The sequence below is a fragment of the Nonomuraea sp. H19 genome, assembly GCF_052068215.1.
Taxonomy (GTDB): domain Bacteria; phylum Actinomycetota; class Actinomycetes; order Streptosporangiales; family Streptosporangiaceae; genus Nonomuraea.
In genome coordinates, this window is the sequence record NZ_JBQHCV010000014.1 from 97,309 (window position 1) to 110,478 (window position 13,170).

At 70.3% G+C, this 13,170-nt stretch carries 10 protein-coding genes; 3 read left to right on the forward strand and 7 right to left on the reverse strand.

Annotated elements, in window-relative coordinates:
* Window position 1 precedes the first annotated feature (1 nt).
* Window positions 2–2,323 carry a DUF4132 domain-containing protein gene (locus ACTMTI_RS29700; protein ID WP_441123849.1) on the forward strand — a complete coding sequence of 774 codons (2,322 nt, stop codon included), beginning with the start codon at window positions 2–4 and terminating at the stop codon, window positions 2,321–2,323.
* On the opposite strand, the gene ACTMTI_RS29705 is transcribed toward ACTMTI_RS29700, so the two are convergent.
* Window positions 2,313–4,010 (reverse strand): acyl-CoA dehydrogenase family protein, encoded by a 1,698-nt coding sequence (locus ACTMTI_RS29705; protein ID WP_441123850.1) that lies wholly within the window; start codon window positions 4,008–4,010, stop codon window positions 2,313–2,315. The two genes, ACTMTI_RS29700 and ACTMTI_RS29705, sit on opposite strands and share 11 nt — an antisense overlap.
* Before the next feature lie 30 nt (window positions 4,011–4,040).
* Here ACTMTI_RS29705 and ACTMTI_RS29710 point away from each other — a divergent pair, with 30 nt between their 5' ends.
* A complete protein-coding gene (locus ACTMTI_RS29710) occupies window positions 4,041–4,766 on the forward strand; it encodes a PaaX family transcriptional regulator C-terminal domain-containing protein (RefSeq protein ID WP_441123851.1) in 726 nt (241 codons plus the stop codon).
* On the opposite strand, the gene ACTMTI_RS29715 is transcribed toward ACTMTI_RS29710, so the two are convergent.
* The 3 genes from ACTMTI_RS29715 to ACTMTI_RS29725 all read right to left on the reverse strand — a co-directional run bounded on the left by ACTMTI_RS29715 (window position 4,756) and on the right by ACTMTI_RS29725 (window position 7,985).
* Window positions 4,756–5,739 carry a hypothetical protein gene (locus ACTMTI_RS29715; protein ID WP_441123852.1) on the reverse strand — a complete coding sequence of 328 codons (984 nt, stop codon included), beginning with the start codon at window positions 5,737–5,739 and terminating at the stop codon, window positions 4,756–4,758. The two genes, ACTMTI_RS29710 and ACTMTI_RS29715, sit on opposite strands and share 11 nt — an antisense overlap.
* Before the next feature lie 102 nt (window positions 5,740–5,841).
* The gene (locus ACTMTI_RS29720) at window positions 5,842–7,239 is read right to left on the reverse strand and encodes a glutamate--cysteine ligase (protein ID WP_441124029.1); all 1,398 of its coding nucleotides are present in this window, start codon (window positions 7,237–7,239) and stop codon (window positions 5,842–5,844) included.
* A 35-nt stretch (window positions 7,240–7,274) separates the two neighbouring features.
* Window positions 7,275–7,985, reverse strand: coding sequence for an SDR family oxidoreductase (locus tag ACTMTI_RS29725; protein WP_441123853.1), 711 nt, complete (start codon window positions 7,983–7,985; stop codon window positions 7,275–7,277).
* A gap of 103 nt (window positions 7,986–8,088) precedes the next feature.
* Between ACTMTI_RS29725 and ACTMTI_RS29730 the strand changes: the two genes are divergently transcribed.
* Window positions 8,089–8,916, forward strand: a complete 828-nt coding sequence (locus tag ACTMTI_RS29730; protein ID WP_441123854.1) for a helix-turn-helix transcriptional regulator — start codon at window positions 8,089–8,091, stop codon at window positions 8,914–8,916.
* Between the two features lie 286 nt (window positions 8,917–9,202).
* Here the strand turns inward: ACTMTI_RS29730 and polX are convergent, their stop codons facing one another.
* The 3 genes from polX to ACTMTI_RS29745 all read right to left on the reverse strand — a co-directional run bounded on the left by polX (window position 9,203) and on the right by ACTMTI_RS29745 (window position 13,030).
* Window positions 9,203–10,882: a DNA polymerase/3'-5' exonuclease PolX gene (gene polX / locus ACTMTI_RS29735; protein WP_441123855.1), complete on the reverse strand. Its 1,680-nt coding sequence runs from the start codon at window positions 10,880–10,882 to the stop codon at window positions 9,203–9,205.
* Between the two features lie 40 nt (window positions 10,883–10,922).
* Window positions 10,923–11,891 carry an aldo/keto reductase gene (locus tag ACTMTI_RS29740; RefSeq protein ID WP_441123856.1) on the reverse strand — a complete coding sequence of 323 codons (969 nt, stop codon included), beginning with the start codon at window positions 11,889–11,891 and terminating at the stop codon, window positions 10,923–10,925.
* 101 nt (window positions 11,892–11,992) lie between these two features.
* Window positions 11,993–13,030 (reverse strand): zinc-dependent alcohol dehydrogenase family protein, encoded by a 1,038-nt coding sequence (locus tag ACTMTI_RS29745; protein WP_441123857.1) that lies wholly within the window; start codon window positions 13,028–13,030, stop codon window positions 11,993–11,995.
* Between the last annotated feature and the right edge of the window lie 140 nt (window positions 13,031–13,170).

The following is a 13,170-nucleotide window of genomic DNA, read 5'->3' on the forward strand; positions in this document are numbered from 1 at the left end:
CGTGGACGCGTGGGGTCGCCTGAGCCAGGCCGACGAGGAGGAGTTCGCGCGGCTGGACCGGACCTTCGAGACCGGAGAGCCGATGACCGGTGAGCACGGCGAGACCTTCGGTGTGTGGGTGCTCGACCGGTTCTGTGCCGACCCGGCCGACCCGCGCCGCCGCGAGATGCTCCGGCAGGTCGTCGACGACGTGCCGGCCTGGTCCAGGACCACGGTTTCCGGGCTGTGGAGCATGGTCCACGGGGCGACGAGGGCGTGGCCCCAGGACGACACTGATCTCTACCTCGTGCCGCTCGCCGCCACCGCCTCGCTCTCCCACCCCGAGCGGCGTATCGCACTGGAATACGTGCCTGACATGTTCAGCAAGTATCGCTACTCGGAGTGGAAGATCCTGCGCGGGCCGGTGACGGAGCTGCTGACCGAGCCAGAGACCGGCGATCCCGGCGCGGCCGTCCGCAACGTCATGTGGGAGGAAGACCCCTTCGCGATCCGGCTGGCCACCGATTTCGCCGCCCGGCTCGCCTCGCCCGAAGTGCTGCCGCTGCTGCGGCACTGTGCCGCCGCCACCGCCTCCAAGCCCAGCCCCGCGTGGCTCAAGCGGACCGCCGGCCTGCTGAACGAGCCGGCCGTCGAGGTGATCAGGGACGTCCTCCGGCAACTGGCCGCCCATCGCGAGGTGACGTTCCGGCCGCCGCACCGCGACGAGGCGTGGACGAGCGTCGTCTTCCTGCACGAGCGGACCGCCGTGCCGCTTCGCGGCATGATCTGGACGTGCGAGCTGATCGACGCGCCGTGGGTGACCGCGTTGCTCGGCGACGTCGCCGTGACCTGCGGCACCGGCATCGGCGGGTCGGGCGCCAACGCCCGCAGCGAGATGCTGGCCAACGCGGCGATCGGGGTGCTGGCCCGGCGCGGCGGCCTGGACGTGGTCGCCCAGCTGGCACGCGTGCAGGCGAAGGTACGCAAGAAGACCATCTTGGCCGGGGTGAACCGCACGCTGGAGGCGGTCGCCGAGCGAACCGGGCTCTCGCCCGAGCGGTTGCTGGACCGCACCGTCCCGGCGTTCGGCCTCGGCCGCGACGGCACCCGTACCGAGCAGGGCTTGAGCCTGTCCCTGGACGGCGCCGTCACCTACGAAGGCCGCAAGACCATCCCCAGGAGCGTCGACCGGGAACTGCTCGCCGAGTTCAAGGCCACCGCGAAAGAGCTGAAGAAGGCGCTGCCCGCCGAGCGCTTCCGCATCGAGCGCGCCCTGGCCACCGAGCGGATCTGGCGCTGGCACGAGGTGTGCGAGTTCTACCTCGACCACCCGGTGACCGGCTCCTTCGGCCGCATGCTGATCTGGGAGATCCTCCAGGGTCCCGCCGGGATCCCGGTCCAGGTCGACGGCGCTTGGGAGCTGACCGACCCGGCCGGCCGCCGCATCCAGCCCCGCCCGGACACGCCCGTTCTCCTGTGGCATCCGATCGGGCACGCGGCGGACGAGGTACGCGCCTGGCGCGACCATCTGATCGAGACCGGCCTGCGCCAGCCGTTCAAGCAGGCCTTCCGCGAGGTCTACCTGCTCACCCCGGCCGAGGAGGAGACCCGCCACCACTCGCGCCGCTTCACCGGCCACCTGCTGCGCTACGGCCAGGCCAAGGCGCTGCTGACCGGTCGCGGCTGGACCGGCCTGTCGCTGGGTCACTGGGGCTGGGTGTACGGCTCCGGCCAGTCCGAGGCCACCAAGGACCTCCCCGGCGGCCTGACCGCGCACTGGGATTTCCACCTCGACCCGGAATCCGCTGAACGAGACGGCTTCGGCACCGCCTCCATCTGCCTCAGCGGCGTCATCCACGTCACCGACGACACGGGGGGCCGGGTGCCGCTGGCCGAGGTGCCGGCGCTGACGTTGTCGGAGACGCTGCGCGACGCCGACCTGGCCGTCGGCGTCACCTCCACCGGCCTGGACCCGGAGGGCCACGGCGAGTATTGGCAGTCGTACGGCTTCGGCGACCTCACCGAGACCGCCCAGGTCCGCCGCGACGCCCTGACCCGGCTGCTGCCCCGCCTCGCCATCGCCGGCCGGTGCACGCTGACCGACCGCTTCCTGCTCGTCCGCGGCGACCTGCGGACGTACAAGATCCACCTGGGCTCGGGCAACATCCTGATGGAACCCAACGACGCCTACCTGTGCATCGTCCCCCGCAGCACCGGCGACCAGGTCTTCCTGCCGTTCGAGGAGGATGGCGGCATGCTGTCGATCATCCTGTCCAAGGCGTTCCTCCTGGCCGCCGACACCGCGATCGCCGATCCCTCCATCACCCGCCAGATCACAGGCTGACGGCTCCGGTGAGGAGATCGTCGAAGCGGTCCAGGCTCTCGGCCGAGCGGTCGATGCCGCGCAGCGGGCCGTGATCGACGAGGTGGGCGTCCACGTAGAGGCGTGCCACCAGGCTTTTGCGGTCGGTGCCGAGCTCGCGGTGCTCCCAGCCCGCCTGCTCCAGCAGCACGGCCGCCGCGTAGACGTCGGCCATGAACTGGGCCAAGGGATACAGCCGGGCCTCCGCGAGCGACGGTTCCAGGGCCGACCAGGCGGTGATCGCCTTGCGGAGGTCGGCGATGCGCTCCCCGACGAGGGTCACCGTGGCCGATTCGCCGGGGGGCGCCTGGCTCAGGGCGGACTCCAGGCGGTCGAGGAACGGCTCGTGGGCCTGCTCGCGCAGCATCGCGCGGCGTACGTCGAGGCAGAGGATGTTGTCGCCGCCCTCCCAGATCGGGTTGACCTGGGCGTCGCGCAGGAGCCTGGCCACCGGCCACTGCTCGATGTAGCCGTTGCCGCCGTGCACCTCGATGGCGTCGCTTGCGGCCGTCACGCCGAGCCGGGCCGCGCGCAGCTTGATCAGGGCGGGCGCGAGCCGCAGCCGCGGGCCGAGGTGGCCGTCGAAGACGAGCGCCTGCGCGGCCTCGACCTCGACGATCAGCTCGCTCAGCTTGCGGCGCATCAGCGGCTGCTCGATGAGCGGGCGGCCGAAGGCCTCGCGGGCGCGGGCGTAGCAGATCGACTCCACCAGCGCGCGCCGGGCCGCACTGAGACCCATCATGGCCACGACGAGCCTGGAGGCGTTGGTGAGCTTCATCATGGTCCCGAGCTGGGACCCGGATCCCGGCTCGGCCAGCAGGAACGCCTCCGCGTCAGCGAACTCGACCTCGCCGGAGGCGACGGACCTGGTGCCGAGCTTGTCCTTGAGCCGCCTGATCCGCACCCCGTTGCGGGTGCCGTCGCGCCGCTCCCACAGCACCAGGAACGGCGCCACCGCCCCTTCGGGGAGCCGCGCGAGCACCACGAACGCGGACCCGTTGGCGTTCGAGGCGAACCACTTGAACCCCGACAGGAGCCACGAATCCCCAGCGGGTACGGCCGTCGCCTCCAACGCCGCCAGGTCCGAGCCGCCGGTCCGCTCGGTGAACATCTGAGCGGCCTCGCCGGAGTAGTGGCCGTTGGCGAAGATCTCCCGCACCCGCTCGCGTACGTCCGGAGGCGCGTGCTTCTCGGCAAGCTCGACCACCTGGTCACCGCCCGTGCCGAGCGCGCACCCCATCCCGATGTCGGCCTGGTTGAGCAGGTACGTCCACGCCGCGGCAAGCGCGTCCGGGTCAGCCCCATGAGCGCGGGCCTCTTCCGCGAACGACGGGGAGGTGAAGTTGTCGTCCATGAGCGCCTGCCGGGCGGCCTGGAATGACCGCGGCATGACGACCTCGCTGAGGTCCCTGCCCCACTTGTCGTACTTCTCCAGCCGCGGCGGGTTGCGGTCGGTCTCCTCGGCGCACTCGGCGACCAGGCCGCCCATCAGCGCCCCGAGCCTGTCCAGGTGCGGCTGCGCCCAGGCGAAGCCGTCGCCCAGGTGCCGCCGCATGAGCAGGTGCAGCGTGGGATCACAGGTCCACCAGTTGCGCCCGGCGGCGCCCTGGTAACGCTCGGTGGCGTAACGGTCGCTGCCATCGAAAGGTTCTACGAGATATCGCCCCATACTCGGAGTGTTACATATACTCGACACGCGATGGAAGAGCGTAATAATCTGAGTGCCAGATCAGCCGTGCTGAGCGTGCTGCTGGGCAGCCACCCGCCGCGCCTGCCGGCCCGCCAGCTGGTGCGCGTCGGCGCGCTGTTCGGCATCGCCGAGGGCACGGTGCGGGTGGCGTTGTCGCGCATGGTGGCGGCCGGCGACCTGATCCAGCAGGACCGCTTCTACACGCTGTCTGAGCGGCTGATCGAGCGCCAGGCCAGGCAGGACGAGAGCCGCGATCCGCACACCAAGCCGTGGGACGGCACGTGGGAGGTCGCCGTCGTCACGGCCGAGCGCCGTGCGCCCGCCGACCGGGCCGCGTTCCGGCACACCATGGCCGCGCTGCGCCTGGCCGAGCTGCGCGAGGGCACCTGGCTACGGCCCGCCAACCTGGTGCGCGCGTGGCCGGAGATCGTCACGGCGCAGTGCACGCTGATCGACGGGCGCCCGCACGGCGATCCCACTCCCCTGCTATGGGACCTCGACGGCTGGGCTGCCGAGGCGCGCCGGCTGGAGCGGGCGCTGGAACGTCGAGCTCCGGCGGACGGGCTGGCCGAGGGCTTCCTGGTGTCGGCCGCGGTGCTGCGCCACCTGCTGGCCGACCCGCTGCTGCCGGAGGAGCTGCTGCCGGCCGACTGGCCGGGCACGGAGCTGCGGGCCCGCTACGACGACTTCGACGCCCGCTACCGCGAGGTCCTGTTCCAGCACCTCAGAGACTGACCCCGAAGATCACCCGCTTGTTCCTGAACTCGGTGACGCTCCACACCTTGCCGTCCTGCACGGTCAGGTCCTCTGGCCCGATCGGGAACGGCCGGGTGTCCAGCTTGCCGTCGCGGTAGACCAGCAGCTTGCCGTTGGTGGTGGCGTTGGCGGCCTGGCTCAGATACCAGGCGCCGTTCCACGAGACGGCCCCCTGGATCTTGGGGTGGCCCATCACGTAGGCGTTGTTGGGCTCGCCGCCGGAGAAGCCGAGGTCCCAGTGCGCCACCCACCCGCCGGGGTCGTTCTCCCGGTATTCGCCTGTGATCAGCTGCGGAGTGCCGCCGCTGCGGTCGATCGACACGAACGAGAAGTGCGGCCCGTCCTTCGCGATCCGCCAGAAATCTGTCTGCGGGATCACATAGCGGTAGCCGAACGCGTGGAACTTGCCGGCATGCCGCCCGATCCGCGTGGCCTCGCCCAGGTCGTTCTGTGCCGTACGCAGGTCGAGCAGGTTGTTGAGGTCGAAGACGCGCAATCCCCTCTTGGTGTCGGCCACGTAGAGCAGGTCACCGTCGCAGGCGATGCCGCCCGCGTGGATGTTGATCGGCCCGTACGAGCCGTCCGGCTTGGCCACCACCAGCAGCGCGTGCTGGTATTTCAGCGTGCTCGGGCTCAGGAAGGAGACCCTGATCCCCCGCTCGCCGGTGTTCGGCTTGAAGTACCAGGTCGCCACGAAGACCGGCACCCCGATGGCGCCGGACTCCGCGCCGCAGGTCAGGCCCTGGGGATACCAGTCGGCGGTGTCCTGGTCCTTGGCGTCGAAGGCGTACCACTCGGCCGGCCTGGGCTTCATCGAGCCCAGCGCGCCCGCGGCCCCCTTGCGCACGGCGGTCCTGTTGGCCTGCGCCAGCAGCGCTTCGACGGCGGTGCCGCCGATCTCCTGCGCGAGCTTGGCGGCCCCCTCGGCCAGGTCACCCGTTGCCCGGTTCATGGCGTAAGGCGCCTTGTCGGTGGACACCATCCCGGCCATATCTCCCCCACTTCCCCGTCCGTTTGCCTAGTCTGACGGAAGCAGGCGATCAATGGTTGCCGCCTAACGCCACAAATGCACCGGAAGTCCCGACAGGGCCAGCTCGCGATAGCTCCGCACGAGCTGTTCCCGGTCGCCGCCGAACCGCTCCAGCGCCTCCCGCTGCCACACCGCCCCCGTGCGCCGCAGCCGGGTGCGCTGCTCGATCACGCCCAGCGCGCGATCGGCGTCGCTGGGCGTCACCCCCGCGCCGAGCAGCCCTTGCCGCGCCTCCGGCAGCAGGCGGAGCACCAGGTCGGCGGCCTCGAACTCGCCGTCGGTCCCCGGCCAGGAGAGCTTGGCATCCAGCCCGTGCATGGCCGCGTGGTAGAAGTTCTGGTACGCCTGCGCGAACCGGTAGCCGGTCAGATCCCGCTCGGCCTGCGACAACGTCAGCCCGAGCAGGAAAGCCGTGTTCGCCGCCATGTCCGCGCACGAGGGCCCGGCAGGCAGGGCGCGCATCTCGATCCGCAGATGGCCCCCGTCGGCCGGGTCGTACACGGGCCGGTTCCACTGCCAGATCGTGCCCTGATGCAGCCGCAGCTCCGGCACCGCATGCGGCGCCGCGTCATCCGTCAGGTCGGGCACGACCGGATCGTAATCCCGCACGTACCGCTCGAACAGCTCGTAGGCCCCTTCGCGCACCCAGTCGGAGCCGAACGTCACCCGCCCGTCCCTGCGCTCGCGCCGCTGCACGTCGCGGTCGTCGGCGGCCTCCTCCATCAGCGCGATCCGCGTCTCCTCCCACAGCCGTCTGCCCAGGAAGAACGGCGAGTTCCCGCACACCGCCAGCACCGGCCCGATGGCGAGCTGGGCGGCGTTGAACAGCCGGGCGAACCGCTCCGGCGGCGTGCGCATGTGCACCTGCCAGGAGGTGTTGGCGCTCTCGAGGATCACGTCCTCCACGGACAGCTCCAGGTCGTCGATCTTGACCAGGAACGGTTCCAGCCGCAGCCGCCTGATGCCCCTGCTCATGGCCCGGTAGCGGTTCTGGTCGCTCATCGCGCCCACCGTGAAGTCATCGGCGTCGAGGGTCGGCAGGATGCCGATGGGCAGCGCGCCGCCGCCCTCGACCGCCCCGTCCACCTTGGTGATCGTCTCCTGGACCTCGGCGCTCAGCACCTCGAACGGCCGGCCCGCCAGCGGCGTCGGCGTCAGGTTCACCTCTATGTTGTAGCGGCCCAGCTCCAGCACCACGCGCGGGTCGCCGAGAGCCTCCCGCACCTGGCTGTTGCGCGACAGCGGCCGGCCGCGCTCGTCGACCAGGAACAGCTCCAGCTCGGCCCCGATCGTGGTGGGGCCCTGGCCGAAGCCGGGGGTTGCGAGCAGTTCGCGCAGCACGCCGAGCTGCTCTTGGAGGCGTTCCCCGAAGCGGGTGTACTCCGCCTCGGTAAACCGCTCCTTGTCCAGATCTCGTCCCATCACCCCCCTATGTCCTCATTGCCAGGTTTGACACCTCACCACGGGACCACGCCTGCGTCCTCCAGATACGCGCCGGTGGGACCGTCCTCGTCCAGGGTCGCCAGCCGCACGGCGATCGCCGCGCCCTGCTCGGCCGTCCGGAACCCGGAATGCGCGTTGAGGTCGGTGGCACAGTAGCCGGGGTTGGCGGCGTTCACCTTGATCGGGGTGTCCTTCAGCTCCTTGGCGTAGCAAATGGTGATCATGTTGAGCGCGGTCTTGGAGGAGTTGTAGTCGATCACGTTGACCTCGGCGAAGGGACTGTCCGGATCCACCGCCATGGCCAGCGAGCCGAGCTCGCTCGACATGTTCACGATTCGACCCGCCTCCGACCTGCGCAGCAGCGGCAGCATCGCGTTGGTCACGGTGACGACGCCGAACACGTTCGTCTCGTAGACCCGCCTGAACACCTCAGCCGTGGCCTCGCTGGGTGCCGACATGAGGTGGCCGCCGGTGATCCCGGCATTGTTGACCAGGATGTCCAGCGTGCCGTACTCCTGCTCGATCCACTTCGCGGCGGCGGCCACGCTGTCCTCGTCGGTCACGTCGATCCGTACGTACGGCTGCCCGATCCGCTCCGCGGCGGCCCGCCCGCGCTCCTCGTCACGCGCCCCCACGATGGCGGTGACGCCCTGCTCGGCCAGCAGCCGCGCGATCTCGTACCCGATTCCCTTGTTGGCTCCCGTAATGAGCGCGATCTTCGTCATGCCTCCACCATCCCTCCTGCCGGAGAGCGCGCGGGAGAGACCTGGCGAAGCTGGGATCAGCGGTACCACCCACAACAGGCCGGTCATCGGCGAAGATGAAGGCATGAACCGCGACGAACTTGCCGATTTCCTTCGCAGCAGGCGCGCCCGCGTCACCCCGGCCGAGGTGGGACTGCCGGTCGGCGACCGCCGCCGCACCCCCGGCTTGCGCAGGCAGGAGGTCGCCCAGCTCGCGGGCATGTCGATCGACTACTACATCCGGCTGGAGCAGGCCCGGGGCCCGCACCCGTCCAGGCAGGTCCTCAGCGCGTTGTCCAGGGCGCTCATGCTGAGTCACGACGAGCGCATATACCTGTACGACCTGGCCGGGCAGGTCCTGGAGACACCCAGGATCAGGGAGGACGTGCCCGGCAGCGTGCTGCACCTGATCTCCTACCTGGAGGAGGTGCCCGCCTACGTCCTCGACGCCAGGTACGACATCCGCGCCTGGAACCCCTTGGGCTCCGCCATCATGGGCGACTTGGACGCCCAGCCGCCCGACCGCAGGAACGTCATCCGCTGGGTCTTCACGTCCTGCGAGATCGCCGAGCACCTCGACGACCAGGAAAAAGGCCGCTTCGCCCGCGCCTCGGTCGCCGACCTGCGCGCCGCGCTCGGCCGCTACCCCGACGACCGGAAGCTCCAGGCCCTCGTCGCCGAGATGCTCGGGCTCAGCCCCCATTTCGCCGAGCTGTGGGCCAGGCACGAGGTCGAGATCCGCAGGGAGCAGCGCAAGCGGATCACGCACCCGCTCGTCGGCACGATCGACGCGATCTGCCAGGTCATGCCGGTGCCCGACCGCGACGACCTGCGCCTCGTCCTCTACACCACCGAACCCGGCTCGCCCTCGCACCAAGCCCTGCGCGACCTGCGGCAACTGACCCTGAGCTGATCCAGACTTCGGCATCCGAGCGTGGAGCGGGAGGTCTGAGAGGGGTCAAGATGTGGTCTAAATACCACCATTTAGGGTGTTGTGTCCGAATTTGTGCGGCATAAATCTCGCATGACCGTCCCGGAAGCACTCCTGCGAGGTCCCTTATTACCTTGGCGCGGAAGGCGCGGTCCGACACCTACGGACCGCGCCTTCCGCGCGCCCGGCCGGCGTCGCTCCTTCGCGGACGCGACGCCGACGGCTGGCGCCCGCCGACAATGCGCCCCTGGGCGCGCGACGGCCGGCCCTAGCGGCCCAGGAAGGCCAGGAGCCGGTCCAATGGCCAGGTGTTGATGATGTCGTCCGTCGTCAACCACGCCCGCTGCGCGATCCCGACCCCGTACCGCTGGTTGGCCAGGTGCGGGATGGCGTGTGAGTCGCTGTCGATCGAGAACTTCACCCCGTGGTGCTTGGCCAGCCGCACGAGATCCGACGGCAGGTCGGAGCGGTCGGGGAACGAGTCGATCTCCATCGCCGTCCCCGTGCGCGCCGCCGCCCGGAAGATCGCGTCCCAGTCCGCGTCCACCATCGCCCGCTTGCCGATCTTGCGCGTCGTCGGATGCCCGATGATGTCGACGTACGGGTTTTCGCAGGCGGCGATGAACCGCCGGGTCATCTCGTCCCTGGACATCCCGAAGTGGGAATGCACCGAGGCCACGCACACGTCGAACTCCCGCAGGATCTCCCCGGGCCAGTCCACCGACCCGTCGGGGGCGATGTTGAGCTCGGTGCCGTGCAGGAGGTGCATGTCGGGATATTTCTGTTGGAGCTCGGCCACCTGCCCGCGCTGCTCCAGCGCCTTGTCCAGCGTCATCCGCTGCATCGCCAGATCGGGCGCGTGGTCGGTGACCGCGTAGTAGGCGTAGCCGCGGGCGTGCGCGGCCGCCACCATGTCCTCCAGCGAGGCGATGCCGTCCGTCAGGTTGGTGTGGGTGTGCAGGTCGCCCTTGAGATCAGCCAGCTCCACGAGCACGGGCAGCTCACCCCGCAGCGCCGCCTTGACCTCTCCGCCGTCCTCCCGCATCGGCGGCGGCACGAACTGCATGCCGAGCGCGGCGTAGATGTCCTCCTCGGACTCGGCGGCGATCACCCGCTCGCCGTCGAACAGCCCGTATTCGGACAGCTTCCAGCCCTTCTTCACCGCCATCTCCCTGATGGCGACGTTGTGCTCCTTCGAGCCGGTGAAATACTGCATCGCCGCGCCCCACGACCCTGCGGGGACCACGCGCAGGTCCACCTGGATGCCGGACGTGGTGCGGATCGAGGTCTTCTTGTCGCCCGCCGCGATGACCTCGGCGACGTAGGGCTGAGCGCGGAAGTCCGCCATGATGGACTCGGGCGCGACCGCGAGGATGTCGATGTCGCCGATCGTGTCCTTCATCCGCCGCAGCGACCCGGCGTACGCGATCCGCTCCGCCCGCAGCGACCCCATGACCTGCTCGGCCAGGGACATGGCGACGCCGATGTGCACCCGGCGGCCCGACTGCTCCAGCTGCTCGATGCCCTTGAGCAGGTTGGCCAGCGTCTTCGGGCCGAGGCCCTTGACGCCGTCGAGCCGTCCGGCGGTGATCGCCTCGCTCAGCGCGGCGGTGGAGTCGATGCCGTAGTCCTCGTACAGCATGATCGCCGTCTTCGGGCCCAGCGTCGGCACCCGCGTCAGCCTGCGCACGCCCTCCGGGACCCGACCCCGCAGGTCGTCGAGCTGCCGGAAGCTCCCGCGCTGCAGGAACTCCTCCATCTTCTTGGCGATCGCCTCGCCGACGCCGGGCACGCCACGCACGTCGACGACCGAGATGTCCTCGGGGAACCCGGCGATCGCCTTGGCCGCCTTCTGGTAGCTCCGCACCCGGAAGGCGTCGCCGCCGCAGAGCGCGAACAGCTCCGCGTATTCCTGCAGCGCCGCCGCCGCCTCCTCATTTGCCCGCATGCCCCATACCCTAGGGGCCGGACCCGACAATCCGGGATGGTCAGAAGCGCACCTCGCGCGGCCGGTACGGCTCGGCCAGGAACGCCAGCTCCTCCTCCGACAACGACACGCTCACAGCGGCCACCGCGTCGTCGACATGGCGGTCCTTCGTGGCCCCGACGATCGGTGCGGTGACGGCGGGCTGGTGCAGCAGCCAGGCCAGGGCGACCTGGGCCGCGGGCAGGCCGCGCTCGGCCGCCACCTGCGCCACCCGGTCGAGGATCAGCTTGTCGTTCTCCGGGTCGTAGAGTGCGTCGATGCGCGCGTCCGAACCCGTCCTGGTCGTCGTGGCGTTCGTGCCCGCCCTGGCCAGCACGCCGCGGGCCAGCGGGCTCCACGGGATCACGCCCACGCCCTGGTCGAGGCAGAGCGGGAGCATCTCGCGCTCCTCCTCGCGGTAGAGCAGGTTGTAGTGGTCCTGCATGGAGACGAACTTCGTCCACCCGTTGCGCTCGGCCACCTGCTGCGCCTTGGCGAACTGCCAGGCCCACATGCTGGAGGCGCCGATGTAGCGGGCCTTTCCGGCCTTGACCACGTCGTGCAGCGCCTCCATGGTCTCCTCGATGGGCGTCTCGTCGTCCCACCGGTGGATCTGGTAAAGGTCCACGTAGTCGGTGCCGAGCCGGTCGAGCGAGGCGTCGATGGAGGCGAGGATGTGCTTGCGCGACAGGCCCTGGTCGTTGACTCCCTCGCCCATCGGGAAATACACCTTGGTCGCCAGCACGTAGTCCTCACGCCGCGGGAAGATCCCGCGCAGCACGTTGCCGGTCACGACCTCGCTCTCGCCCAGGCTGTAGACGTCGGCGGTGTCGAAGAACGTCACGCCCGCCTCGGCCGCCCTGCGGATGATCGGCTCGGCCTGGTCCTGCGGCAACGCCCACTCCTGGCGGGCCGGGTCGCCGTAGCTCATCATCCCCAGGCACACCCGCGAGACCTTCAAACCCGTGTCACCAAGTCGCATGTAATCCATACCGACCACCATAGGACCCGGTCCATCCGGCCAACCGGCGCCCCATGCGTCCCTGAGGACGCCCGCTCCCCGGGGTGCCTGGCTACCGGATGCCCAGAACGTCAGAGTGGCGATCGAGGAGTGATCATCGTGACGCCCGGCACCGAGCCGATCGAGGCCAGCGCCTTGCCGGCGTCGGCGAGCCCGATCCTGCGGGTGATGAGCTGGTCGGGATGCAGGATCCCGCCTCTGATCATCTCCAGCATCTGCGGGTAGGCGTGCGCGGCCATGCCGTGGCTGCCGAGCAGCCGCAGCTCGTGGCCGATCACGCGGTCCATCGGCACCGGCGTCGGCCCGCCGGGCAGCAGCCCCACCTGGACGTGCCTGCCCTTGCGGCGCAGGCTCTCGATGGAGGCAGCGCACGTGCCCGGGCTGCCCAGCGCGTCGATGGACACGTGCGCGCCGCCCCTGGTCAGCTCCCTGACCTGGGCCGCCACGTCGCCGGCCCGGCCGTTGACGAAGTGCGTGGCGCCGGCCTGTTCGGCCAGGTGCAGCGCGTCGGTGCTGATGTCGACGGCCACCACGCGGGCGCCGGCGGCCGTCGCGATCATCACGGCGGACAGGCCCACGCCGCCGCAGCCGTGCACCGCCACCCACTCGCCCGGGCGTACCTCGCCCACCTGCGCCACGGCGCGGAACGCGGTCGCGAAGCGGCAGCCGAGCCCGGCCGCCGTGACGTAGGCCATGTCCTCGGGGATCGCGATCAGGTTGACGTCGGCGTGGTCGATGGCGACGTACTCGGCGAAGGAGCCCCAGTGGGTGAAGCCCGGCTGCGTCTGCCGCTCGCACACCTGCTGGTCGCCGGTGGCGCAGGACGGGCACGAGCCGCAGGCGCAGATGAACGGCACGGTCACCCGCGCGCCGGGACGCCAGCCGCGCACGTCGGAGCCGACCGCCTCGATCACGCCGGCCAGTTCGTGTCCCGGCACGTGGGGCAGGGCCTTGATGTCCGGGTCGTGGCCCTGCCAGCCGTGCCAGTCGGAGCGGCACAGCCCTGTCGCCTCGACCCTGATCACCGCTCCGTGCGGGGCCGGCCCGGGATCGGGTAGTTCGCGCAGGTCAAGCTCACCTGCGAAGACGTCAAACGCAACCGCTCGCATCTGATCAGCTTAGTCCCAGAGTCCGTTGCCGGAGGTCGCGCTGGGCCTGGTGAGAGGGCGGACAGGGTGCGGCGGTGGCCGGTCCGCCACTCCGGCGGCCTCCGGGGCCGACGGTGCCGGCTTCTACGGCGGCGACTTGG